Here is a 24,299-nt window from a genome sequence, read left to right as displayed (position 1 = left end):
GCACGGCGCTATCGCGCTTCGCCCATCCTGCGAAGCTACGAAGTCCTGAGAGGTGAGATTTACGCGACGCGGGTCTGGGATTCGGCGCTGTATTCCGGATCGGCTTCGCAGATCACGCGGTTGCGGCCGGCGCGCTTGGCGGCGTAGAGGCAGGCGTCGGCGCGTTCGATCAGCGAATCCGTGTCGTCGGCCGGCTTCAGCATCGAGACGCCGACCGAGATCGTGACACGGCCGAGGATCTCGCCGGTCGACTTCTTCTTCAATTCCTTCGCCATCACGGCACGGCGGATGTGGTCGGCGACCGTCAGCGCCTGGCGCAGCGCGGTGTTGGGCAGCACGACAGCGAATTCCTCGCCGCCATAGCGCGCGGTGATGTCCTGGCCCTTGATGGTCTGCTTCAGCGACTGCGCCACCAGCCGCAGCACCTGGTCGCCGGTGAGGTGACCGTAGGAGTCGTTGAACGACTTGAAGTGATCGATGTCGAACATCAAGAGCGACAGCGGCTCGCCGCTGGCGAGCGCAGCCTGTACCGCCATGTCGATCGAGCGGTCGAAATATTTCCGGTTGCCGAGGCCGGTGAGGGGATCGGTCAGGCTCTCGGCGCGGATCGCCTCGAGGCTGTGCTGCAGGTCGCTGATCTCCGACTTCGAGAGCGCGAGCCGGTTCTCCAGTGCCTGGTTGGTCTCGCGCATCTCGCGCGTCGATTTTGCCAGGCTGTCGACGATGACTTTGATGTGATCGCGAGTGGTCGCGGTGGCGAGCTTGTCGGTGGCACCGACCAGGCTTGCGTCGTAGGTCGCGGACACGCCGAGCGCATCGGTGATCAGCCTCATGACCGCGTCGATCTCGCCGATGACGCGCGCGCCGACCTTGTCGATGCGATCCGAGGTCTTGATGTGCGAGAGGTAGGTTTCGTAGATCTGCTCGAGGTCGGATTCAGAGAGCTTGCCGCTGCGCGCCAGCGTCTCGTTGATGACCTTGTTGAGCGGTGCGTTGTATCCGGTGGCGTAGACGTACCAGATTTCATAGTTGCGGGGGACAGCGGTCTGGCGAAGCGAGCGAATCTGACCAAGTGCGACTTCGGCAAACGCCAACGTACGTTCGTGTTCGTCCAGCAGCTTGACCACTGTTACGTCCTCAATGCACGCAATGCCGGCTATGTCCGGCCGCAATGACTAAATTATTGGCGCGAGGGTACGGGACGAGAATGAAGGCAAGGTAAACAGTGGAACTACGGGGATTTGGCCGCAACTAATGTCGTACGAGCTCGATTCCGTCGCGATCGCGCGCGGCTTTCGAACGTCTTTCGCTTGCTCACCGTTGCGATGCGAAAACCGCGCGCATTTGCTTCAAACGCGGGAGATCGGAGTGTGCGCCGGTCGCTGGCGGCAACGTGGCGCCCTCTGACCACCGCCGCTGGCGCGGCAGCATCAGACCGGCCTTACGCGCGTGCGCGCACGGGTCGCAGCAGGAAGGCGGGCAGGTGCGAATGATCGGCGGGCTCGTGGTCCACCTCGCGCTGCGGCCGGCGCGGCTCGGCGCGCCCGATCGACGGCACGTGCGACGGGGCGGCCTGCGGTGGCGTGTTGCGGCCTTGGCGCGGTTCGCGCTCCGGCTTCGCCACACGCTCCCGGCGGGGCTCGTGGTCCTGACGGGGCTCGCGCTCAGCGTGACCCGCCTCGCGTTCACCGTGACGCGGTTCGCGTTCACGCCGCGGCTTGCGGCCGCCGCGGGCGCCGTCGCGCGACCCTTCGCGGCCACGCGAGCGGCGCGGCGCAGCGTCCTCGTCAGAAGATTCGCTGCGAACGGTGTAGTCGCCCTCGGCGCGCGGGATCGGCTGGCCGATCAGCTTCTCGATCGCGGTCATCGACTTGCTATCGAGCGAGGTGACGATGGAGATCGCAGTACCGGTGCGTCCGGCGCGGCCGGTACGGCCAATGCGGTGGACGTAGTCATCGGGGTGGTGCGGTACGTCGAAATTGAAGACGTGGCTCACCGCGGGAATGTCGAGGCCGCGGGCGGCGACGTCGGAGGCGACGAGCAGCGGAATCTCGCCCTTGCGGAATTGATCAAGCGCGGCCGTGCGGGCGGATTGATCCATATCGCCGTGCAGGGCGCCGACACTGAAGCCATGCTTCTGCAGCGACTTGTGAAGGACCGCGACTTCGCGCTTGCGGTTGCAGAAGATAATCGCGTTGTTGAGATCCTTGGCGTCGCGCAGCAGGCGGCGGAGGATCTCGCGCTTGTCATGCGCTTCGCGACCGGCGGGGACCTGCAACTGCGTCACAGTGACGGCGGTCGTTGCGGGTTTGGAGACTTCGATCCGGGCCGGGTTGTGCAGGAAGGCCTCGGTGATGCGGCTGATTTCCGGTGGCATCGTCGCGGTGAAGAACAGGGTCTGCCGCGTGAAGGGGACGAGCTTGCAGATGCGTTCGATGTCGGGAATGAAACCCATGTCGAGCATGCGGTCGGCTTCGTCGATCACCAGCAGTTCGACGCCGGTGAGTAGCAATCCGCCGCGCTCGGTGTGGTCGAGCAGCCGGCCGGGCGTTGCGATCAGGACGTCGACGCCGCGCATCAGCTTGGAGTCCTGGTCGCCGAACGAGACGCCGCCGATCAGCAGCGCCACGTTCAATTTCTGACCGGCGCCGTATTTGTCGAACTGCTCCTTCACCTGCGCAGCAAGCTCGCGGGTCGGCTCGAGGATCAGGGTGCGCGGCATGCGTGCCCGCGCGCGGCCCTTCTCGAGGAGGGTGAGCATCGGGAGAACGAAGGCAGCGGTCTTGCCGGTGCCGGTCTGGGCAATGCCGAGGACGTCGCGCCGGGCGAGGACGTGCGGGATTGCCTGTTCCTGGATGGGAGTGGGGTTGGTGTAACCGGTGGCCGCAACAGCGGCGAGGACCTTATCGGACAGGCCTAGATTGGAAAAAGACATTGAGCCTCTGGTCGACACCGCCGTTCGGAATCGAAGGTAAAAGGCTGTCGCGTTCGGCCCCGAAACGGCTCGCTTTTCTATAAAGCTCGGGGGCTCTGACTAACGCTGACGGACGGCAAACCTGACGAATCGCGTTTCGATCCGAGGGCCGCGTTGCCTCGCAACATAGGGGCGAAACCGGCAAAGTCAATCTTGGAACCGGCCGGAAAGCCCAAAAAGCTTAACGTTTTCGCCAAAATAACCGTCATTTCCGTCATTTGGCGGTCAAATGAATCGCCAGTCCCGGATCCGATGACGAGGCCCTGGCGGGGGCTGGCGGCGCCTTTGCGGGGGAGACGCGTTGCCAAAATATCGAAAAACAACCCCATGCCGGAGCCGGCGGTGGCCGGCGTTCGACTGGCTGTTGACACGTCGGGCAACTCACGGTTATATTTCTAATATTCCGAAATCACGCAGGCGCTACCACGCGTAGCGGACCACGCCCTTGCCGGCGTAGGAGCGGGTCACGTTGGAGAATTCGCCCTCGAAGCTTGCGAGCGCCGACCAGCCGTTCGCCCATTTCAGTTCAGCCGAGGCGGTGGTGAGGGCGGAGTCGGAGGCCTGGGTCGCGCCGCTGACGACGAAGCTCGCACCAGGCAGGGTCTGGAATGTCGCGGCGATGCTGCGGTCCGGATTGAAATCATGCGCCCAGGCGGCGCGGCCGCGCAGCGTCAGGATTGCATCGGACAGCGCGAAGGACTTGTCGGCACGCAGGCCAAGTTCGCTGCGGCTGTCGGTGACGCTCTTGGAGTTGTAGGCGAGCGCGAAGGTGTTGGCGCCGACGATAGCCTGCTCGGCGTAGCCCGGCAGCTGGAATGTCGTGAACTGGCCGGCTGCATAGGGCGTCAGGCCGACGCCGCCGATCCAGGGTGCGACGAAACGGTAGCCGCCTTCAGCGCGACCCGACCAGGCGTTGGCCTTGAACTCGGCACGCAGTCGGTCGACGCTCCCGACCATCACCGTACGATCGGTGGTGACGTCTTGCCAGCCATAGGCCAGCGCGCCGGCCATGTAGGCTGCGCCGATATTGTGGCGCACGAAGGCGCCGGCCTGGAACAGGTCGGAGCGGCCGCCGCCGCTGTTGGCGACGCCAAAATTGGTGCCGCCGCCGGCGAGCGCGAAGCCGGCGATGGTGTTCGGCGAGAAGCGATAGTCGGCGCCAATGGCGGTGCCGAACACCTGGCTGGTGGTGTTGTTCGAGCCGAGCGCAGCGTTGCCGTCGGTGGTCTGCGAGCCGCCATACGCCGCCGCCCACACGCTCCAGCGCGGATCGTAGCCCTGTGCGATCGGGGCCTTGCGATAGATGGCGGCAGCGGCGGCGCTGGTCGAACGCTTGGCGGCATAAGCCAGCGAATTGTCGACGGCGTAGGACATGGTGCCGGCCGGCATCGCGTTCGCGCCGCGACCGTCGAGGAAGGGATCGAGCATCGTGCCCATGAACTGGTTCATGGCGTTGAACGTGGTCTGCTGCGATCCCGCGGCGCTCTCGCCGGAGAGCTGGGTCAGGCCGTTCAGGAGATTGTCGCCCGACAGGTTGAAGATCGCGCTGAACGCGTTGGAGAGGTTGGCGCCGCCGAGCAGGCCGTTGTCGATCGCACCGGCGACGCTCCTGTGATTGACGCCGGCGTTGGCCGGCAGGATCGGCGAGAGCAGGCCCGGATCGATCGACAGCAGCACGTCGTTGCCGACATAGCTCAGCACCGGATTGCGGGCGAGGTTGTTGGCGAGCAACAGGCTTGCCGAGCCGAAGGTGCCGCTCAGCGTTCCTGCATTGACGATGGTGTAGGTGGTCTTTTTCGTGATCCGTTCGAGCGGCTCGACCACGACATTGCCGGCGACACTGGCAGCGCCGGTCACGATGGTCTTGTCGCTGATCGTGTTGGTGACCTGCACCAGATAGGTCGCCGCCGCAGTCATGGTCAGGCTCGCCATCGTGATCGTGCCCGGCGAATTGCCTGGTGACAGCGTGCCGCTGATGATGGTGTTGCCGATGGTGCCGTTGCCGCCGAGCGTGCCGTCGGGGCCGACCGTGACGCTGGCGTTCGGCATCGCGCCGTTGAGGATGAACGTGCTGTCGACGCTGATCATTCCGGCAAAGTTCGAGTTGTTGCCGGTGAAGCTCCAGTTCGAGCCGGCAAGAACACCGAAATTGGCGAAGCCGGTGCCGAGTTTCGACAGGTCGAAGCTTGCGGCGGTCGTGCCGCCGAACTGCACGATGCTGGTCCCGCTGCCGACGAGGTTGCCGTTGAACACGGTGCTGGTCTGGACTTGCAGCACGTCGTTGGTGCCGCCGAACTGGACGGCGGTGCCGCCGGTGCCGGTGATGGTGCCGTTGGCGACGAGCGTGGTGGTGCCGCCCGACGTCACGATGCCGGTGGTGCCGGTGACGGAGGTGCCGGTCGTGATGAAGATGTTGCCGGGGGTCGAGCGCGAGGCGGAGATGCCGATGCCAGAGCTTTGCACGCCGGCGAGCGCGTCGATCTTGATGTCGCCGAGACCGTCGCGCTGGGCGAAGATGCCGTAGCTCCCGGCCGCCTTGCCATTCGCGATGACATTGCCTTCGGCGCGCAGTGCCAGCGTTGCGGAATTGTCGGCGCCATTGGCGATGACACCGCTGATGCCGATCGCCGCTGCGCGCGTCGAGGTGGCGCTCACGGTCCCCTTGGTATCGAGATCGATGCCGCCGAGTCCCGCAGTCGCGGTAGGGGATGTGCCGGAGCCGCGGCGCAGCGCGATGCCGGTCGCGGCGCCGTCCGAGGCGGCGGTCACGTCGCCATTGGCGCGAACGGTCATCGTGCCGGTGTTGATGCCGGTCAGAGCAAAGCTGCTCCCTGTGACCGTGATACCGGTGGCGGTGCTGCCGGAGCCGATCGCGGTGGCCGTCACGGCGCCATCGGTCGTCAACCGCATCGTGCCCAGATTGTGTTGTCCTGCGCTGATCCCGATGACGCTCGACGCAGTGTCAGCGATCGACGTTGCCGTCACCGCGCCGTGCAGATTGAAGTCAACCGGAACTGCGCCGGAGGCTCCCAGGGAAGCTCCGGTCACATTCGCGGCGTCGCCCGACCGCGACATGCCGGTGACCGAGACCGATCCGTTGGCGTTCAGCGTCGCCGAGCCGTCACTGGATGTGCTTCCCAATCCGACCGAAAGGCCGGCGACGCCACCACCGGACGTATGAAAAATGGACGTCCTGGTGTCGAAGGTTCCGGAAATGTCGCCGTTGAACGTCGCAGTGTTGGTGCCGGCGGCGGAGAAACCGACAGACGCCAGGGCGCCGTAAAAGAACGAGTCGGGGCCGTTTCCTTTGGCAATATTGCCGTCCACGACGAGGCTGCTGTTGGCGCCGCCGCCGGACACGGACAGCGTCCCGCCCGTGATGCCGCGTGTCCGGATCGTGTTGGTGCCCGAGCCGTAGTTCAGCAGACTGACGTCGCCACTGACATCCTGATTGAGTTTCACCGTGAACGCATTGGTGTTGGCTGAATTGCTGGCCAGGAGGTAGATGCCCCCGACGACGCTCGCATTGGTGGTGAGGTCGACGGTGCCGATGCCGGCGTTCTGGAGATACATGCCGCCAACGACCGCGCCGTTGGTCGTGACGGACAGATTGCGTGCAGTTTGGGTGTTCTGTCCCATCCGAACGAAAATCCCGCCGCCGGTTTGGGTTGTGGTGCCGGTGACTGCGCCCGTCGCGATCGTGACGTCGGATTGGCTGCCGCGGGTGTCGACGAAGATTCCAGTCCCGTTCGGTGCCAGGATCTGGCTGCCAACCGTGTTGATGTTGACGCTACCCCCAGGTCCTGCGCTCGAGACACTGATGGCAGTGTTGGCCGTGACGGTGCCGGCGGTCTGCGTAATCGAGACCGGACCGGTGCCATAGACATGGATCGCGTACCAATTGGCGGTGACGTCAGCCGATCCCGTGTAGGTGATCGCGCCCTGGCCGACGCCATTGAGCACGATGCCGTCGTACATTGATCCCGTGATGCCCGCGGGATCGTTGTGATTGAACGTGATGCTGCCGTAGGCGCTCACGAGCACGCCGCCGGAGTTAATTCCGGCGCCGGCGTTGACGTTGACAGTGACGTCGCCGTTGAAGCTCGTGTTGAGCCCGCCGTCCGACGGATGGGCGGCGTCGCAGAGCACGTTGGCGGTGCCGACGCCCGTGCAGTAGACCGCGGCCTCGGCCGTGGAGCTCAGCGCGATCAACGACGCCGATCCAAGCAGCGCGCCGCGCCACATCCCCGGCCTGCCGCCGTCCGCCATGACCATGCCCCCACATGCCATTGTAACTGGGTGTTTCTGGCGCAACGGCCGTGCGCTGTCTTCTCAGTGCGCGCATACCGTCGATCCAAAGCGCGCCTGCCGCGGAAATGCAGCCAAGTGTGGCCGTAAGGCCGCAGCGGGTCGCCGTCGTGGCTAGTGCCCCGCAGCCCGGTACTCGCCGGGCGTCAGGCCTTCGGATGCGCTGAAGATCCGGTAGAACGTCGCCAGGCTGCCGAACCCGCAGGAAAGGGCGATGTCGGCGATCGGTCGCGGCGGCTTTTGGCGCAGCAGATTGCGGCTCTCGCTCAGGCGCTCGGCGGTGACGGTCTGCGAGAAGCTCGCCCCGGTCGCTTCGAACAGGACGTGCAGGTAGCGGATCGAGACGCCGAGCATGTCGGCGACCATCCCCGGCGACAGCGACGGCTTGGCGAGATGACGGGTGATCAGGCGGCGCGCGAGGCTGAGCCGGCCGACGCGCAGCGCCTGCTGGGCGCGGCGGCTTCCCGGCCGGATCGCGCCGCGCTCGATCAGCGCAAGGTCGGCGACGATCTTAACCAGCGCAGGAATGCGCGCGTTGTCGCCAGCCTCCGTTGCCTCCTTGAAGTCGGCAAGGCAGGCTTCGAGCAACGGCGCCCAGCCGCGATTGCCGGCTGCTGAAGCACCGTGGCCCGCAGCCTCGAGCACCGAAGTTTGATCCGCGTGCAGCTCCACAACGCTCGGTCCGACCATGCGCGCCGGGCCGGTGGATGATGCCTCCGGGCCTTGATCGTCGTACTTACCGCGCATCGTGCATGACCCCTCGCTCTGCATGAGAGCGCGCGTCGCCGGTGACGGGATTGGCTGTGCCTGATCCGGGCGAAGCGCCAGCGCGGTTCTGGCGAAGTCGACGGAAATTATCTTCTCAGTGCGCGCAGGCTGATCATTTGGGTTCGGAGCAGGCCGGATGGCGTGGCGACGGCTCTCGTCGTCCGTTTGCCTCATGTCAGTCATTTGCGACGTCCCCGAAAGTCTTGCGATGCAATATCCTATATTTCACATAAACATGTAAAATATGAAATAGGTAACATGTGCCAGAAGATATCCACGGCCCGGCGACATGGTCAGCCGGCGCCTGAGGGGCGCGATTGTTCGTGGGGTGAGAGAGCGGCGACGCCTGCGGCGCGGTCGGGCAGGGCGCGGATTACTTGCGCTTCGGAATCACGGCGCAGCCGTAAAGCACCATCGCGCACATCTGGCGATAGCGCGCCGAGAAGTCGTCACGCGCGATCGGCGGCAGCGCCTGGTTGACGGCACGTGCGCCGTCGGCAAGCGCCTGTGCGATCTGCGTCGGCGTGAACTCACCGTTGAGCTTCAGCAGTTTGGCGGCCTGCAACTCGACCACAAGTCTCTCCAGATCAGCCTGGAACGAGACGGCGGATTTGATCATCAAGTCGCGGCAGCGCTTGAAGGCCTCGGCATTGAGCTCGACGGTGTGCGGCGAATGCGTGAGGCGCCGCCGCGTCTCGCCGTAGCGGACATCGAGAATGGTTGCGAAGATATCCAGCGCGCCGCCGCCCTTCGCCCGTACCGCACGGCCGGCCTCCAGCGCGAGCCCGACGTCCTCGACGTGGCGCCAGCCGATGACGGCGCGAAACGCCTCTTCCTTGTTGCTGAAGTAGTAATACAGCGCGCGTTGCGTGAAGCCGCAGGCCTTGGCGAGCCCCACCATTGACAGCCCGCCATAGCCGTAGTCGAGAAAAGCCTGGTTGACCTGCGTCAGCAGGTCAGGTCCGGGCTTGATCATCTTCTTCGACATCAGGATTCCGAGGACGACGAGGGGGCGGCGCGTGATGCCGGGAATCCCGATTACGGGCATCAAGGCGCTTTAGCAACCCGCAACAGCGGTGTACCCCGGCGGGAGAACGCTCAGGCCGGCTGCGCCCGGTAATCGCCCGGCGTCATCGATTCGGACGCGTTGAACAGGCGATAGAACGTCGCAAGGCTCTCGAAGCCGCAGGCAAAGGCGACCTCGGCGATCGTCTGCCTCGGCTGCTCGCGGAGCAGGCGGCGGCTTTGCGCCAGCCGGAGCGCGGTGACGGTCTCCGAAAAGCTGTTCTCGGTCTCCTCGAACAGGATGTGCAGGTGACGAACCGAAATGCCGAGCAGGCCGGCAATCAGGCTTGGCGTCAGCGCCGCGCTCGAGAGATGCCGACGGATCAGGCGGCGGGCCAGCGACAAATGGGCGGTTCGCAATGCCTGCTGGGCGAGCCGGCTCTTCGGTCGCATGTGACCGCGCTCGATCAGCGCGATATGGGCCAGCGCCTGCAGCATCGGGGTAGAGTCCATCGCCGCCGCATCGTTGGCTTCGGTGAGGTCGCGGAAGCAGGATTCCAGCAGCATGCGGAGGGCGGTCTCATCCTGCACCGGCTTGGGGACGAGCTCGCCGAGCTCGGCACCCGGCGGCACGATGTTCGCGACCGGAATCTTGATGATGCGCAGATGGAAGCCGGCATCGTGCAGCGGAACGGTGCGATAGGGCAGGTCCGAATAACTGGTCGCGAACATGCCGTCGCGCACCGCGAACTCATCGAGCCGGGCGCCGCCGAACCAGCCACCACCGCCGAGCTGCTGGTAGATGCACAGGCTGTCGCTCGCCGCATCGGCGATATCGCCGGCGCGCCGCTCAACACGATATGGCGAGGCGCGCAGCTCGACCAGCCCGGCATCGCCGAGCTTGCGCAGCGAGAACTCGCCGAAGAAGTCGCGGCGCCGCTCGGGCTCGAGCTCGGCGGTGACGCCGAACAACCCCTTGGCGCGGACCTCGCGCCAATAGTCGAAGCGATCCCGGGGATCGACTTGATCGGTGGACCATGTGTGCACGGAAAAGCCCTTGGGACCTGTGGAGAGCTCGCGCCGGAGTGAATGCCCGAATCTATCACGCCGGCCGTAAAAAGAAACTTGACCTGAGGCGGATGGACCGCCCCATGGTGGCCTGGCGGGGGCCGGAACGGTGGTCCGGTATGGCCGGCCTTGAACCGGCCAAACGGCTGATCCGACTATTAAGCGGCGATCGCACGGCGTGCAGGCGGGATTTGGGATGAAGAGCTGGCTTTCGGTACTTTCGGCGACCCTTTTGGCAGTCGCTCTTGTCGCATCGGCCGCGCCCGCCCAGGCCGAGAAGCGCGTCGCGCTGGTGATCGGCAACAACGACTACCGGAATGTGCCCAAGCTGCAGAAGGCGGTGAACGACGCGCGCACCATGGGCGATACGCTGAAGCAGCTCGGCTTCAACGTCATGGTGGCCGAGAACCTGAACCGGCAGGCGTTTTCCGAGGCGCTGCTCGCCTTCGACCGCTCCGTGGAACCCGGCGACACAGCGTTCTTCTTCTATGCCGGTCACGGCTTCGAGATCGCAGGCCAGAATTTCCTGCTGCCGACCGACGTGCCGGCGGCGACCGAAGGGCAGGAGGAGTTGGTGCGCGATGCTTCTGTCCTCGCCGACCGCATCATCGAGCGGCTGCAGAACAAGAAGGCGCGGACCTCGATCCTGGTGTTCGACGCCTGCCGCAACAATCCGTTCGAGCGGGCTGGCACGCGCGCGGTTGCCGGCGGCGGCGGCCTCGCGCCGATGACGCAGCTGCCCGAGGGCGTGTTCTCGGTGTTCTCGGCGGGGCCGCGCCAGACCGCACTCGACCGTCTGTCGAACGACGATGCCAATCCCAATTCGGTGTTCACGCGAACCTTTGCCAAGGAGCTGCTGCAGCCCGGCGAAAACCTGGTGCAGGTTGCCCAGCGCACACGGCGCCTGGTCAGCGAGATGGCCGAGACCGTCAAGCACAAGCAGATCCCGGTTTATTTCGACCAGATGGTCGACGACGTCTTCCTGAACGGAATCGCGAAGGCGCAGGCCGAGGCGGCCAAGCCGTCCGCGCCGCCGCAGCAGGTGGCCGCGCTGCCGCCGGTCTCGGTGCCGAAGCTGCCGAAGGAGGACTCGATCAACGCGCCGATCGCGAGCTTCTCGCGGCACAATGGCGGCTGGACCGTGGTGTTCTCGGTCGCCGATCCGACGCTCGGCATGTCCTGGCGGATCGGCGACAGCGGCGACTTCCGCGAGACCGGCTTCATGGACACACTGGATCCGCGCACGCGCAAGCGGATGCCCAATCCGTCGATCGAGCTGCCGGCCGATGCGCCGGCGGCCACGATCGAGCTTCGCTATGTCGATACCCAGGGCGAGATGCAGGGGCCGTTCCCGATCAAGTTCGATCCCGACGCAGCGCTGATCCGCGACCAACGCAAGATCCTCGACATGACCGCGACCAGCTGGCTGTCGTTCCGCGAGTTCAACGGGCTCTTGGTCTACTACACGCATCTGATGTCGTATCGCTGCGCGATCCGCGAGGTGCGGATCGGCATCGACAGCGCGGTGCCGGACAAGGTGTTGAAGATGCCACCCTGCAATCAGCGCGATCCCAGCGCGATCCCGTCCGATGCGCAGCCCTATCTGAAGCTCGCCCCGCAGACCAAATCGGTCTCGGTCGAGCTGACCTATCGCGACGGCAGCGTGTCGGAAATCAAGACGTTCCGGCGCTAGCTTTGCATCCTTGTCGTTCGATCCGCGTTACAGTCGGAGCCTGAAGTGCGAGGCAGCGGTAAGGACGGCAACATGGATGCAGGCAATCCGGCAGGGCCGAATTCGCGACAGATGAAGGTGCGCTGCTGCGTGGTCGGCGGCGGGCCGGCCGGGATGATGCTCGGCTATCTGCTCGGGCGCGCGGGCGTCGATGTCGTGGTGCTGGAGAAGCACGCCGACTTCTTCCGCGATTTCCGCGGCGACACCGTGCATCCCTCGACCTTGCAGGTGATGGATGAGCTCGGTCTGATCGACGGCTTCCTCAAGTTGCCGCACCAGGACATCCAGAAGCTCGACGGCATGTTCGGCGGCACCTCGGTGCGGATCGCCGATCTCAGCCGTCTCAGCGTCAAATATCCCTTCATCGCGATGATGCCGCAGTGGGACTTCCTCAATTTCCTGCGCGCGAGCGGCACGCGTTTTCCCTCGCTGAAGGTGCTGATGAACGCAGAGGCGACCGACCTGATCCGACGCGGCGACGCTGTCGCCGGCGTGCGTGCGACCACGCCTGACGGGCCGATCGATATCGAGGCGGATCTCACCATCGGCTGCGACGGCCGGCATTCCATCGTGCGCGAGCGCGCCGGCCTCGAGGTCGAGGAAATCGGCGCGCCGATGGACGTGCTGTGGTTTCGGGTCGGGCGGCGTCCGGACGAGACCGAGAATTTGTTCGCGCGCATCGACCACGGCAAGATGATGGTGACCTTCGACCGCGGCGACTATTGGCAATGCGCCTATGTGATCGCCAAGGGACAATATGAGGCCGTGAAGGCGAGGGGACTGCCGGCGCTGCTCGACGACGTGCTGCGGCTGGCGCCGATCCTCAAGCCCGGCATCGGCGACGTGAAGAGCTTTGACGACGTCAAGCTGCTCACGGTCGCGATCAATCGCCTGACGCGCTGGACCCGGCCCGGCCTGCTCTGCATCGGCGATGCCGCGCACGCGATGTCGCCGATCGGCGGTGTCGGGGTCAACCTCGCGGTGCAGGACGCGGTCGCCACCGCCAACATCCTGGCGGCCAAGCTCGTTGACGGCGTGCCGACCGAGGACGAGCTCGATGCGGTGCGGCGGCGCCGCGAATTTCCGGTGCGGGTGACGCAGCGCATGCAGGTGGTCGCGCAGAACAACCTCATCAGCGCGGCGCTGAAACCAGGCGATCAACCGGTGCCGTTCGCGTTGCGGTTGATCACCGCGATGCCCTGGCTGCAGGGCCTGACGGCACGTCTGGTCGCCGTCGGGGTGCGGCCGGAGCACGTCCATTCGCCCGCCGCGGGCTGACGGCCGCCGCTCAAACTGAGCTGGAATTTGTTAGGGATAACAGCCTCTTAAATCGATGGCTCGAAGTTGCGTGGTTGCAACAGCCGGACATGATTCGAAATCAGCCGACACGGATTCTGCGCTGCCGGTTCCCGCGGTTTTCTTTTGGTAAGGGTCTCTCTGGGAATGCTGGTGGCCATCAGACAACCTGGGGGTGCCGCCGTGTCTCATGCCAAATTCATTGCCGCGTTGACCGTGACCACGGCGCTTGGCGTCACCGCCGCTTCGGCCGCCGATCTTGCCGCCCGGCCGTACACCAAGGCACCGGCCTATGTGGAGACGATCTACAACTGGGCCGGCTTCTATCTCGGCGGCCATCTCGGTGGCGCCTGGACCAACGAGCAATGGGTCAACAGCGCCAACACCACGTTGTTCGGCGATCTCGCGCCGGGGCAGGGCTTCCGTCAGCGTGGCTCCGGCTTCATGGGTGGCGGTCAGATCGGCTACAACTGGCAGGCCAACAATTTCGTGTTCGGCATCGAGGGCACGATCTCCGCGCTCGACAATTCCGGCCGCGTCACCAACACGGTGTTCGGCCTCGGTCGCGATGATCAGTTCAGCTGGCGCTCGAATGCGATGGCGACGATCGTCGGCCGTGCCGGCTACGCGATCCAGAACAACCTGCTTTACTTCAAGGGCGGCTATGCCGGCGTGAACAACCGCCTGTCGGTCGTCGACAACCTGCCGCCGGCAACCGGCTCCGGCAGCCAGACCCATTGGGCGAGCGGCTGGACCGTCGGTGGCGGCTGGGAATACGGCATCACCCGCAATTGGACCATCGGCGTCGAATACAATTACGCGGCGTTCGAGCGTCAGACCTATCAGCTCGCCGGCACCGCGGCGGGGACCTATACGTTCGACGCCAAGCCGCGCGACATTCAGTGGGCGGTGGTGCGCATGAACTACAAGTTCGACGCGCCGGTCATCGCGCGCTACTGAGTTTAGACCGAGGCGAACAGGATGCAGGAGCCCCGGCTAGCCGGGGCTCCTGTGTTTTTGGCGCTGATGTGTCAGACCATCACCGAATAGCCGCCGTCGACCGGGATCGCGGTGCCGGTGACGAAGTCCGACGCCGGCGACGCCAGGAACACGGTAATCCCCGCGAAGTCGTCGATGACACCCCAGCGCCCAGCCGGCGTGCGTGCCAGCACGCGATCGTGCAGCCCGGCAACCTGCTGGCGTGCGCCCTTGGTCAGGTCGGTGTCGATCCAGCCCGGCAGGATGGCGTTGACCTGGATGTTGTCAGGCGCCCACGCATTGGCGCAGGCGCGTGTGTACTGCACGATGCCGCCCTTGCTCGCGGCGTAGGCGGCAGCGAAGCTCGCGCCGAAGATCGACATCATCGAGCCGATATTGATGATCTTGCCGTGGCCCGACGCCTTGAGCGCCGGATACGCCGCCTTCGAGCACAGGAATGCGCTGGTGAGGTTGGTGTCGATCACCTTGCTCCACTCGTCGAGCTCGAGCTCGTGCGGCGGCTTGCGGATGCTCATACCGGCATTGTTGACCAGGATGTCGATGCGGCCGAGCTCGCTGACGACCCGCTCGACCATGGCCGCGATCGCTGCCTTGTCGGTCACGTCGGTTGTGACCGCGATCGCCTTGACACCGCGCTTGCCGAGATCCTCGACGGCGGCCTTCGATTTCGCCTCGTTGCGGCCGACCACGGCCACCGCGGCGCCGGCATCCGCCAGTCCGCGCGCCATGCCAAGCCCGATGCCGCCATTGCCGCCGGTGACGATCGCGACCCGGCCCGAGAGATCAAACTGTCCGTTTTTCATTGTTGTTATCCGCTGTGGTTTGAATCCGGTCGCGAGAGTGCCCGATCATCGTAGCACTGACCAGATCGGACACAGCCGGTCGGCCCTGCACCGACTTGTGTGCGGCCGGGGCATCTCCAAAGCGATTCGGGCAACAAAAAAGCCCCGGACGATGCCGGGGCTTTTGCTCTGCTATGTCAGCAGAAGATCAGTACTTGGCGACAACCGGACCGGTCCAGTTGAAGCGGTAGACCAGCGAGGTGCTGATGGTCTGCACGAGCGGCTTGAAGGTGATGTCGGTACCGGTCAAGGCGTTGGTGCCGTCGACCAGCTCCGAGATGTTCTTCTTGTCGTAGTAAGCAGCACGGTACTCGGTCTTCATGAACCAGCCCGGCGCGGTGATGCCGAAGATGTTCAGGTTGTTCTCGACGCCGCCGCCGACAAACCAGCCGCCACGATCGAAATCGTTGGTGTGCACGCCGCCCGGAAGCGCGCTCGCGGTGTTGAACAGGGTGGTGCCCTTCCAGTGCGAGCTGGAGTAACCGGCGTTGACGTAGGACAGAACGTTCGGAGCGACCAGATAACCGAGGCGCGCACCAGCGGCCCAAGAGTAGTCGTTCTTGATGTTGCCGGCGAGGAACGCCGTCTGATCCTGGATGGTGCCCTTCAGGCTGCCGAACTGACCGTCGGCGAACACGCCGATGACCCAGCTGTTGGCGGTCTGCCAGTCGTAACCGGCACCGACGGTGCCGTACCAGCCATCGCCACCCTGGCGCTGATTGAAGCCGAGGATCGGCGCGCCCGTGGCGGTCACCTGGGTACCGGTGTCAGCGTCCCAGACGCCGCCGCCGCCACCGCCGAAGATGTAGAAGCCGGTCCAGCTCGGCGCCACCGCGATCGGGGCGGGAGCCTTGGTGTAGGGGCGGGCGGCCAGGTCGGCAGCCGACGCGGAACCCGTCATCGCAGCAACCGCGGTCAGAGCGAGCAAAATCTTCTTCATATCCAAATCCTCGACTAGCGTTCGATCGGGTCGCTGGCGGGAGTGCGTTGGCACCGATTCCCGAAACTCATGCTCGGACTATACGTGGTTCCGCCGGAAATGCTGTTGCGGGTGAGACACAACCGCCCGAAAACGAAACCTCTGGAGCTCTCGGAGAGCGCGAATGAAAACGGCCGCCCCGATCAGGAGGCGGCCGGAAATTCATTTTGAATCAGTTGGTTGAGCCTAGACGTCGAGCAGGTCGTCGCTGGCGAATTCGGCCTTGTCGGAGATGAAGGCAAAGCGGGCTTCGGCCTTGGTTCCCATCAGCCGCTCGACCGAGTCGGCGGTGCCCTCGCGATCGTCGGCGAGCAGCACCACGCGCAGCAGGGTGCGCTTGGCCGGATCCATCGTGGTTTCCTTGAGCTGCGCCGGCATCATTTCGCCGAGGCCTTTGAAGCGATTGACCTCGACTTTGGCGTTGGCGTTGAACTCGCTCTTGAGCAGCTCTTCCTTGTGCGCGTCGTCGCGCGCGTAGATCGACTTGGTGCCGTGCTTCAGTTTGTAGAGCGGCGGCACAGCCAGATAGAGATGACCCTCGTCGATCAGCCGCGGCATCTGCCGGTAGAAGAAGGTGATCAGGAGCGAGGCGATGTGCGCGCCGTCGACGTCGGCGTCGGTCATGATGATGATGCGCTGATAGCGCAGATCCTCTTCGCGGTAGTGCGCGAGCGTGCCGCAGCCGATCGCCTGCACGAGATCGGAGAGCTGCGCGTTGGCGGTCAGCTTGTCCTTGCCGGCCGACGCGACGTTGAGGATCTTGCCGCGCAGCGGCAGCACGGCCTGCGTCTTGCGATCGCGCGCCTGCTTGGCGCTGCCGCCGGCCGAGTCGCCCTCGACGATGAAGAGTTCGGAGCCTTCGGTGCCGGCATCGGAGCAATCCGCGAGCTTGCCGGGAAGGCGCAGCTTCTTGCCGGCGGTCTTGCGCGCGGTTTCCTTTTCCTGGCGGCGGCGCAGCCGCTCTTCGGCGCGATCGATCACGAAATCGAGCAGCCGGTTGGCCTGGTTCGGATTACCCGACAGCCAATGGTCGAACGGATCCTTCATCGCCTGTTCGACGATGCGCTGCGCTTCGGCGGTGGCGAGGCGATCTTTCGTTTGACCCTGGAATTCAGGCTCGCGCACGAACACCGAGAGCATCACGGCCGCGCCCACCATCACGTCTTCCGAGGTGATCGAGGCCGCGCGCTTCCCCTGACCGGCGCGCTCGGCGTGATCCTTCAAGCCGCGCAGCAGCGCGCTGCGCAGGCCGGATTCATGCGTGCCGCCATCGGGCGTCGGCACCGTGTTGGTGTAGGACGACAGGAAGCCGTCGGCATCGGCGGTCCACGCGACCGCCCATTCGCAGGCGCCATGCGCGCCGCTGCGGCCGGACTTGCCGGAGAAGATATCCTGATGCACCAGCGTGTCGGCGTGGATCGCCGCGGCGAGATAGTCCTTTAGGCCGCCGGGGAAGTGAAACTTGGCTTCCGCCGGAACGTCTTCGACGCCCTTCAGCAACTCTGCATCGCAGTGCCAGCGAATCTCGACGCCGCCGAACAGATAGGCCTTCGAGCGCGTCATCTTGAACAGGCGCTGCGGCTTGAACGCCGCCTTGGCGCCGAAAATGTCGGTGTCCGGCTTGAAGCGGATCCGGGTGCCGCGGCGGTTGTTGACCTTGCCGAGGTCTTCGAGCTTGCCCTTCGGATGGCCGCGCTCGAAGGTCATGCGATGCAACTGTCCGCTGCGCGCAACCTCAACCTCGAGCCGCGAGGAGAGGGCGTTGACCACGGAGACGCCGACGCCGTGCAGGCCGCCCGAAGTCTCGTAGACCTTGGAGTCGAACTTGCCGCCCGAATGCAGCGTGCACATGATGACTTCGAGTGCCGACTTCTTCGGGAATTTCGGATGCGGGTCGACCGGAATGCCGCGACCATTGTCGGTCACGGTCAGGAAGCCGTCAGTGGTCAGCTCGACGTCGATGAAAGTGGCGTGACCCGCCAGCGCCTCGTCCATGCAGTTGTCGATCACTTCGGCGAACAGGTGGTGCAGGGCCTTCTCGTCGGTGCCGCCGATATACATGCCCGGTCGCCGGCGGACCGGTTCCAGCCCTTCCAGCACCTCGATGTCGGCCGCCGTATAGCCGGCTTCGGCGCCTCCCGAGGGGCGTGAAGCAGCCTTCGCCGGGGCGCGTCCCTTCGGTTCCGGGGCTCCGAACAGATCGTCGGCAGATTTGCTTTTGGCGTTCGATTTCAATGACTTGGCCATGGTTCTTCAAGTGGCGCGCCGGTCTTGGCGCCGCGAATCGGTTGCTCTGACTATGCCACGGATGGGCTGCCAAATGGGGGCGACCGCGCCCTTGGGCGCCAGCCGCCTGTGTAGATAGGAAGCCGCGATTACGCCCGCGAGGTGCGAAATACAACGACCGTGAACAGGGCCATGGCGACAACGACCATCAGGGAACCGACGATCGGGGCAGCCTCGAACGAGGGGCCCTTCAGCAGCACGCCGGCCACGCCGGCCGGAAACACGATGCCGCCGACGATATGCAGCCAGCCCTGGATTCTGGCGAGCAGCATGGCGCCTGCGGCCGGCACCAGGCGGTAGTACAGGCCGAACAGGAACAGCAGCACGCCGCCGACGAGATTGAGATGCGCGTGCGCCGGCCCCAACGTGAAGTCGTGCTGGATACCCATGGTGATGCCCGCGAGCATTCCGAACAGCAGGACGAGCACGCTCACGCACATCATCAGTGACCCGATCATCGAGTGATTCCTTTTCTTATGAGGGAGATGCCGGCCAGCCTGGACCGCGGGGGCCTTACCGGAAATCACGTTCGATCCCCGCCTTTGTGACTTGATGTCACGCAATGGGCTGGCTTACCTGTTCTTAGGCTGCGTGCCGGTAGAAAGGTTCATTCGGGGTTCAACGGAGCGGAAGGCACACGACGAGATGGAAGACTTTGCGCGGGCCTTGGCCGAATTCGTGCGCCACCACCAGGCCTGGGCCGCTCCGATCGTCATGTTGCTGGCGTTCGCTGAATCGCTCGCCTTCATCTCATTGCTGGTGCCCGCTTGGGGCGCGCTGGTTGCGATCGGCGCGTTGATCGGCGTCAGCGGGATCAACTTCTGGCCGATCTGGATCGCCGGCGGCATTGGAGCCGCGCTCGGCGACTGGGTCTCCTACTGGTTCGGCTATCGCTACAAGGAACAGGTCGCGCAGATGTGGCCTCTGTCGCGCTATCCGGAGATCCTGCCGCGCGGCGAGGCCTTCGTGAAGACCTGGGGCGTGCCCAGCATCTTCATCGGCCGCTTCTTCGGCCCGCTGCGCGCTTCGGTGCCGCTCGCAGCCGGCATCTTCGAGATGTCGTACTGGCAATTCCAGGTCGCCAATTTCGTCTCCGCGCTGGTCTGGTCCGCGGCGCTGCTGTTGTTCGGCGATGTCATTGCGCAGGGCATCGAGTGGATGTGGCGGGTGGTGTAGCTATTCGCCAGCGCAGGCGCGCCACAGCCTCGCAGACAAATCCGGGAAGCCGGATTTCGCCGTTCTGCCGTGGCCGGATGGAGGGCAGGGCATGAATCGGTTTTGGTGCGGGCTGGCGGTGTTCGTGGCGGTTGCCGTGGCATCTGCGACCGTAGTGCCAGCTTCGGCGCAGACCATTCAAAGCACACCTGAAAAGAATCCCGCGGTGGCGCGCTCCAACAGTGCCGCGATCGCGCTCTTCAAGCGCGGCGACTACCAGGGTGCGCTGTCTGCCCTCGACGGAATCATCCAGCGCTTCCCGGAGTCCGGGCTGGCCTATGCCAACCGTGGCGGGGTCTATTTCCAGATCAAGAAGTACGACGAGGCGATCAAGGACTACACGCAGGCGATCGGCCTCGGCCGAAACGATACGATGACCGTCCTCGATCGCGCATCCGCCTATTCCAAGAACGGCGAGTTCGATCGTGCGCTGGACGATTGCAACGCCATCATCCGGATCAATCCGCGCAATGCGGTTGCTTACCGCGTGTGTGGGGTCGCCTGGCAGGGCAAGGGTGACAACCAGAAAGCGTTCGCTGATCTCGACGAGTCCGTCCGTCTCGATCCTCGCGCGGCCAAGACGTTTCGTGCGCGCGCCATCGCCTATGAGCAGGCGGGGCTGGCGGACAAGGCGCGGGCAGATATCGCGCAGGCTGGCAGGCTCGACCCGTCGAGCGTCACCCAGGCGGCATTGGCCGAGGCTCGCGAGCGTGCCGGGGCCGCAGCGCCAGCGGCGATGCCGCAGCCCAAGCCTGCGCAGCAGCTCACGCCTGCTGTGGCTCCTCCGGTTGTCGCCGCCGCGCCTCAGAATGATCCCGCGCCGCCGGTCACCGCAAGCGACGCGCCGGGCGGCGAGACGCGCGTGGCGCTGGTCATCGGCAACAGCGACTATGTTTCGGTGCCACGCTTGCCCAATCCGCAACATGACGCGGCCGCCGTCGCGGATGCGCTTCGGGCTGCCGGTTTCAAGACCGTCAGGCTTGACGACAATCTCGGCGCTCCGGCGATGCGCCAGGCGCTCAACGAATTCTCGGCCGAGGCCGCCCAGGCTGACTGGGCGCTGGTCTATTACGCCGGCCACGGCATCGAGGTGAATGGCACTAATTACCTGATCCCGGTGGATGCCAAACTGAAGACCGATCGCGCGGTTCAATTCGAGGCGGTGCCGCTTGATGCGGTGCTGGCGAGCGTCGAGGGCGCGCGAAAGCTGCATCTCGTCATCCTCGATGCCTGCCGGGACAACCCGTTCCTGCGCGACATGGCGCGGACGGTCACCAGCCGTTCGGTCGGGCGAGGATTGGCGCGGATCGAGCCCGACGCGAGCGCGACGCTGGTGGCTTATTCCGCCAAGGCCGGGCAGACCGCGATGGACGGAACGGACGGGCAGGACAACAGCCCGTTCGCGCGCGCCGTGATCCGGAACATGCAGAGGCCGGGCGTCGAAATTCGCAAGTTCTTCGGCCTGGTCCGCGACGACGTGATGGCGGCGACCGGCAACAGCCAGGAGCCGTTTGTCTACGGTTCACTGGGAGGCGATGACTATTTCCTCAGGAAACCCTGAAATTTCCTGAAACGGATTCGCGGCGCGCGATCGCCGTGGTCCGCGCCGCCAAGTCGTAACGTCATCGCGTCGCGGCCGGGAATATCGCTGGCCGTGCGGGGTAAGCCGAGAGGACGGTGGTTCGCGCCATCGTCATCGCGCGCGCATCGAAACGCTGATAAAACCACGCGCAGAAGGCGCGGCTTCCACCGGGCGCATCACCGATTCACTGGGAGGACACCACATGGAATTGACACGACGTCACGCACTCGCTGGCGCGGCCGGCATCGCCGCCGCGCCGCTGTTGTCAGCCGCGCCTGCGGCCGCCGCGGCGCCCGCAGCCGACAAGCAGGCGCCGAGCTTCTATCGCTACAAGGTCGGCGACATCATGGTCACCGCGGTGTCCGACGGCAAGAACGTCTTCAAGCTGGAAGACAGCTTCATTCCGAACGCGAAGCGGGATGACGTCAACGCGGCGCTGGAGAAGGCGTTCATGCCGCGCGACATGATGACGATCTGGTTCGCGCCGATCGTGCTCAACACCGGCGGCAAGCTGGTCGTGATCGACACCGGCAATGGCGCGCTGGCGAAGGCCAGCACGAAGGGCGCCAACGGCCTGTTCGCCGACAATTTCGTCGCGGCCGGATTCGACCCCAAGAATGTCGACATGGTCGTGATCTCGCATTTCCACGGCGACCACGTGAACGGCCTGCTGACCGCCGAAGGCACGCCGGCATTTCCGAATGCCGAGGTGCTGGTGCCGGCGACCGAATGGAAATTCTGGATGGACGACGGCGAGATGAGCCGGGCGCCGGCCGGCCGCATGGCCGGCCTGTTCAAGAACAACCGCAACATCTTCGAAGCCGGCTTGAAGAAAAAGGTGACGCCCTATGAGTGGGGCAAGGAGATCGCGCCCGGCCTGACCTCGGTCGAGACTGTCGGCCATACGCCGGGCCACACCTCCTACGTGCTGGCCTCGGGGGCGGACAAGGTGTTCATCCAGTCCGACGTCACCAACAATCCGAACCTGTTCGCGACCAATCCCGGCTGGCATGCGTTCTTCGACCAGGACGGCGACGTCGCGGAGAAGACCCGCCGCCGCATCTACGACATGGTGGTCGCGGAGCGGCTCCAGGTGCAGGGCTTCCACTATCCGTTCCCGGGCCTCGGCAATGTGGTCAAAGACGGCGCCGGCTACCGCGTCGTGCCCGCGCCGTGGAATCCGGCGATCTGAACGGTTTATCTTGACGCCAAAGGGGCGCGGCCTTATAGCCGCGCCCATGATCAACGCCGCGACCATCATCATCGCCCGCCGCCGCCGCATTCTCGCGGTATGGGCGGTCGCTCGCGTTTAGACCATCGCCTCTGCCGCCGGATCTGATCCCGCGGCGCTCTCCTCAAAAAGACACGCGGTTCGATCGGGCGGCTCCTTCGTCATGCAGGAGTGTCGACCATGTATACGCCACCGGTATTCAAGCCTGACCGCGCCGCGAGCCTCGGCTTCGCGGAAGCGCGCGGTTTCGGCTTGGCCTGCGCGTGGGACGGCGGCAAGCCGATCGCCTCCGCGCTGCCGTTCTATCTGACCTATGCCGCCGACGGCACGCCGCGGGCGCTGTTTCATGTTGCCCGTCACAATCCGCTGGTAAAGCTGGCCAACGGGATGTCCTGGCTGCTGGCCGTCACCGGCGCGGATGCCTATGTGTCGCCCGACTGGTACGTGTCGCCCGACCAGGTGCCGACCTGGCTCTATCAGGCCGTGCATCTGACGGGGCCGGTCCGGACCCTGTCGGGCGAAGAACTTGGCCTTCAGATCGACGTCCTGAGCGCCAAGTTCGAGGACCGGCTGCTGCCGAAAAAGCCGTGGGTGACGGGCAAGATGACCGCCGCGCGGCTGGAAGCAATGAAGAAGGCCATCGTGGGCCTCGAGATGACGGTGGAAGAGGTGGAGGGCAGCTTCAAGCTGAACCAGCATAAGTCTGAAACAGACTTTGCGGCGGTCGGTAACACGCTCGCATTGCAGGCCGAAGCCGGTGCCCGGGACATCGCGGCATTGATGCGCGAGGTGCGCCCGCAGGCTTTCGCGATGACACAGACCGAGATGACTGCGCTTCCGAGGAGCGAGTAATGACGAAGAAGAAAATCGGAATCTTGGGCGCGTCCGGCTACACAGGCGCCGACGCGGTGCGCCTGTTGGCGCGGCACCCCAATGCCGAAATCACCGCGCTTACCGCCAACACCCATGCCGGCAAGACGATGAGCGAGGTATTTCCTCACTTCTTCATGCTCGACCTGCCAAAACTCGTGGAATGGGAAAAGGTCGACTGGACGCGGCTCGACGCCGCGTTCTGCGGACTGCCGCACGGGACGACGCAAGAAATCATCGCCGCGGTGCTGAAAGCCAATCCCGGAATCAAGATCCTCGATATGTCCGCGGATTTCCGGCTGCGCAACAAAGACAGCTACGCGCAATGGTACGGCCATGAGCACCGGGCGCTCGAATTGCAGCACGAGGCCGTCTATGGGCTGACCGAACTCTACCGGGAGAAGATCACGGCCGCGCGGCTGGTGGCCTGTCCCGGCTGCTATCCGACAGCGGTGCTGCTGGCGCTTGTTCCGCTGGCGAAGGCAAAGCTGATCGACGTCGACGACATCATCATCGACGCAAAGTCGGGCGTCACCGGCGCCGGACGCGGACTGAAGCAGAACACGCTGTTCAGCGAAGCCGGCGAAGGGTTGTCGCCCTATTCGATCGGAAGCCATCGACACTCGGCGGAGATCGAGCAGGAGATCGGCGCGGCCGCTGGCTCGGCTGTGACAGTGAACTTCACCCCGCATCTCATTCCGATGGCGCGGGGTGAGTTCTGCACATCCTATGTCAAGCTCAACGGGGCTACGCCGGACGATTTGCGCGCCGAGCTGGAAAAGGCCTACGCCAACGAGCCGTTCGTATATGTGACGAAGAAGGGCGTGCTGCCCCAGACGCAGAACGTGCGTGGTTCCAATTACGTTCAGATCGGCGTCGTCGCCGACCGGATCAAGAACCGCGCCATCGTGCTCTCGACGCTCGACAATCTCGTGAAGGGTTCTGCCGGGCAGGCGATCCAGAACATGAACCTGATGTTCGGCTTGCCCGAAACCACCGGACTGGAGCAGATCGCGCTGTTTCCGTGAGCGGGGGTTGTTGTTGTGGACGAGGATGCGCTCAGGCTAGGGATAACAGTTCCGGATTGGCGGCGCAGGCGCGGCCAGATGTGTTAGCAAACGAAACGAACGAGCTCGAAAGGAGC

Annotated in this window: 18 protein-coding genes; 8 read left to right on the top strand and 10 right to left on the bottom strand. The window is 64.9% G+C overall.

Annotated elements, in window-relative coordinates:
* Nucleotides 1-59: 59 nt before the first annotated feature.
* The 6 genes from JQ616_RS10385 to JQ616_RS10360 all read right to left on the bottom strand — a co-directional run bounded on the left by JQ616_RS10385 (nt 60) and on the right by JQ616_RS10360 (nt 10,102).
* Nucleotides 60-1,127 carry a GGDEF domain-containing protein gene (locus JQ616_RS10385; RefSeq protein WP_212014115.1) on the bottom strand — a complete coding sequence of 356 codons (1,068 nt, stop codon included), beginning with the start codon at nt 1,125-1,127 and terminating at the stop codon, nt 60-62.
* A 314-nt stretch (nt 1,128-1,441) separates the two neighbouring features.
* Nucleotides 1,442-2,935 (bottom strand): DEAD/DEAH box helicase, encoded by a 1,494-nt coding sequence (locus tag JQ616_RS10380; protein ID WP_212014113.1) that lies wholly within the window; start codon nt 2,933-2,935, stop codon nt 1,442-1,444.
* A gap of 459 nt (nt 2,936-3,394) precedes the next feature.
* Nucleotides 3,395-7,243 (bottom strand): autotransporter domain-containing protein, encoded by a 3,849-nt coding sequence (locus JQ616_RS10375; RefSeq protein ID WP_212014111.1) that lies wholly within the window; start codon nt 7,241-7,243, stop codon nt 3,395-3,397.
* Nucleotides 7,244-7,396: 153 nt separating this feature from the next.
* Nucleotides 7,397-8,029 (bottom strand): helix-turn-helix transcriptional regulator, encoded by a 633-nt coding sequence (locus tag JQ616_RS39270; RefSeq protein WP_349629978.1) that lies wholly within the window; start codon nt 8,027-8,029, stop codon nt 7,397-7,399.
* Nucleotides 8,030-8,423: 394 nt separating this feature from the next.
* Nucleotides 8,424-9,038, bottom strand: coding sequence for a TetR/AcrR family transcriptional regulator (locus tag JQ616_RS10365; protein ID WP_212014108.1), 615 nt, complete (start codon nt 9,036-9,038; stop codon nt 8,424-8,426).
* A 110-nt stretch (nt 9,039-9,148) separates the two neighbouring features.
* Complete coding sequence (locus JQ616_RS10360; protein ID WP_212014106.1) at nt 9,149-10,102, bottom strand: helix-turn-helix transcriptional regulator; 954 nt, start codon at nt 10,100-10,102, stop codon at nt 9,149-9,151.
* A 217-nt stretch (nt 10,103-10,319) separates the two neighbouring features.
* Here JQ616_RS10360 and JQ616_RS10355 point away from each other — a divergent pair, with 217 nt between their 5' ends.
* The 3 genes from JQ616_RS10355 to JQ616_RS10345 all read left to right on the top strand — a co-directional run bounded on the left by JQ616_RS10355 (nt 10,320) and on the right by JQ616_RS10345 (nt 14,111).
* The gene (locus JQ616_RS10355) at nt 10,320-11,816 is read left to right on the top strand and encodes a caspase family protein (protein ID WP_212014105.1); all 1,497 of its coding nucleotides are present in this window, start codon (nt 10,320-10,322) and stop codon (nt 11,814-11,816) included.
* Nucleotides 11,817-11,888: 72 nt separating this feature from the next.
* On the top strand, nt 11,889-13,133 hold the full coding sequence (locus JQ616_RS10350; protein ID WP_212014104.1) for an FAD-dependent oxidoreductase: 1,245 nt from the start codon (nt 11,889-11,891) through the stop codon (nt 13,131-13,133).
* Nucleotides 13,134-13,334: 201 nt separating this feature from the next.
* Nucleotides 13,335-14,111, top strand: coding sequence for an outer membrane protein (locus JQ616_RS10345; RefSeq protein ID WP_349629977.1), 777 nt, complete (start codon nt 13,335-13,337; stop codon nt 14,109-14,111).
* Between the two features lie 71 nt (nt 14,112-14,182).
* Here JQ616_RS10345 and JQ616_RS10340 read toward each other — a convergent pair whose 3' ends face one another.
* From JQ616_RS10340 to JQ616_RS10325, 4 genes are all read right to left on the bottom strand, one after another.
* Nucleotides 14,183-14,953 carry a glucose 1-dehydrogenase gene (locus tag JQ616_RS10340; protein WP_212014102.1) on the bottom strand — a complete coding sequence of 257 codons (771 nt, stop codon included), beginning with the start codon at nt 14,951-14,953 and terminating at the stop codon, nt 14,183-14,185.
* Between the two features lie 187 nt (nt 14,954-15,140).
* Nucleotides 15,141-15,932: an outer membrane protein gene (locus JQ616_RS10335; protein ID WP_212014101.1), complete on the bottom strand. Its 792-nt coding sequence runs from the start codon at nt 15,930-15,932 to the stop codon at nt 15,141-15,143.
* A gap of 225 nt (nt 15,933-16,157) precedes the next feature.
* Nucleotides 16,158-18,218, bottom strand: a complete 2,061-nt coding sequence (gene parE, locus JQ616_RS10330) for a DNA topoisomerase IV subunit B (protein WP_212014100.1) — start codon at nt 18,216-18,218, stop codon at nt 16,158-16,160.
* Nucleotides 18,219-18,346: 128 nt separating this feature from the next.
* Nucleotides 18,347-18,715: a hypothetical protein gene (locus JQ616_RS10325; protein ID WP_212014099.1), complete on the bottom strand. Its 369-nt coding sequence runs from the start codon at nt 18,713-18,715 to the stop codon at nt 18,347-18,349.
* A 187-nt stretch (nt 18,716-18,902) separates the two neighbouring features.
* Between JQ616_RS10325 and JQ616_RS10320 the strand changes: the two genes are divergently transcribed.
* The 5 genes from JQ616_RS10320 to argC all read left to right on the top strand — a co-directional run bounded on the left by JQ616_RS10320 (nt 18,903) and on the right by argC (nt 24,183).
* Complete coding sequence (locus JQ616_RS10320; protein ID WP_212014097.1) at nt 18,903-19,433, top strand: DedA family protein; 531 nt, start codon at nt 18,903-18,905, stop codon at nt 19,431-19,433.
* 91 nt (nt 19,434-19,524) lie between these two features.
* Nucleotides 19,525-21,033, top strand: a complete 1,509-nt coding sequence (locus JQ616_RS10315; protein WP_212014095.1) for a caspase family protein — start codon at nt 19,525-19,527, stop codon at nt 21,031-21,033.
* Nucleotides 21,034-21,256: 223 nt separating this feature from the next.
* The gene (locus JQ616_RS10310; RefSeq protein WP_212014094.1) at nt 21,257-22,246 is read left to right on the top strand and encodes an MBL fold metallo-hydrolase; all 990 of its coding nucleotides are present in this window, start codon (nt 21,257-21,259) and stop codon (nt 22,244-22,246) included.
* A 219-nt stretch (nt 22,247-22,465) separates the two neighbouring features.
* A complete protein-coding gene (locus JQ616_RS10305; protein ID WP_212014093.1) occupies nt 22,466-23,137 on the top strand; it encodes an FMN-binding negative transcriptional regulator in 672 nt (223 codons plus the stop codon).
* Nucleotides 23,137-24,183 (top strand): N-acetyl-gamma-glutamyl-phosphate reductase, encoded by a 1,047-nt coding sequence (gene argC, locus JQ616_RS10300; protein WP_212014092.1) that lies wholly within the window; start codon nt 23,137-23,139, stop codon nt 24,181-24,183. The genes JQ616_RS10305 and argC overlap by 1 nt, the downstream gene beginning before the upstream one ends.
* The last annotated feature ends 116 nt before the right edge of the window (nt 24,184-24,299 follow it).

The sequence above is a fragment of the Bradyrhizobium tropiciagri genome (assembly GCF_018130545.1).
GTDB classification, from domain to species: domain Bacteria; phylum Pseudomonadota; class Alphaproteobacteria; order Rhizobiales; family Xanthobacteraceae; genus Bradyrhizobium; species Bradyrhizobium tropiciagri_A.
The sequence above is the reverse complement of the archived record's forward strand: the minus strand, read 5'-3'. Positions and strand labels throughout refer to the sequence as shown.

Bases quoted from the DNA above. Each gene is read 5' to 3' on its own strand.
- JQ616_RS10380 (WP_212014113.1), bottom strand. From the start codon at position 2,935: ATGTCTTTTTCCAATCTAGGCCTGTCCGATAAGGTCCTCGCCGCTGTT.
- JQ616_RS10375 (WP_212014111.1), bottom strand. From the start codon at position 7,243: ATGGCGGACGGCGGCAGGCCGGGGATGTGGCGCGGCGCGCTGCTTGGA.
- JQ616_RS39270 (WP_349629978.1), bottom strand. From the start codon at position 8,029: ATGCGCGGTAAGTACGACGATCAAGGCCCGGAGGCATCATCCACCGGC.
- JQ616_RS10365 (WP_212014108.1), bottom strand. From the start codon at position 9,038: ATGTCGAAGAAGATGATCAAGCCCGGACCTGACCTGCTGACGCAGGTC.
- JQ616_RS10355 (WP_212014105.1), top strand. From the start codon at position 10,320: ATGAAGAGCTGGCTTTCGGTACTTTCGGCGACCCTTTTGGCAGTCGCT.
- JQ616_RS10350 (WP_212014104.1), top strand. From the start codon at position 11,889: ATGGATGCAGGCAATCCGGCAGGGCCGAATTCGCGACAGATGAAGGTG.
- JQ616_RS10340 (WP_212014102.1), bottom strand. From the start codon at position 14,953: ATGAAAAACGGACAGTTTGATCTCTCGGGCCGGGTCGCGATCGTCACC.
- JQ616_RS10335 (WP_212014101.1), bottom strand. From the start codon at position 15,932: ATGAAGAAGATTTTGCTCGCTCTGACCGCGGTTGCTGCGATGACGGGT.
- parE (WP_212014100.1), bottom strand. From the start codon at position 18,218: ATGGCCAAGTCATTGAAATCGAACGCCAAAAGCAAATCTGCCGACGAT.
- JQ616_RS10325 (WP_212014099.1), bottom strand. From the start codon at position 18,715: ATGATCGGGTCACTGATGATGTGCGTGAGCGTGCTCGTCCTGCTGTTC.
- JQ616_RS10320 (WP_212014097.1), top strand. From the start codon at position 18,903: ATGGAAGACTTTGCGCGGGCCTTGGCCGAATTCGTGCGCCACCACCAG.
- JQ616_RS10315 (WP_212014095.1), top strand. From the start codon at position 19,525: ATGAATCGGTTTTGGTGCGGGCTGGCGGTGTTCGTGGCGGTTGCCGTG.
- JQ616_RS10310 (WP_212014094.1), top strand. From the start codon at position 21,257: ATGGAATTGACACGACGTCACGCACTCGCTGGCGCGGCCGGCATCGCC.
- JQ616_RS10305 (WP_212014093.1), top strand. From the start codon at position 22,466: ATGTATACGCCACCGGTATTCAAGCCTGACCGCGCCGCGAGCCTCGGC.
- argC (WP_212014092.1), top strand. From the start codon at position 23,137: ATGACGAAGAAGAAAATCGGAATCTTGGGCGCGTCCGGCTACACAGGC.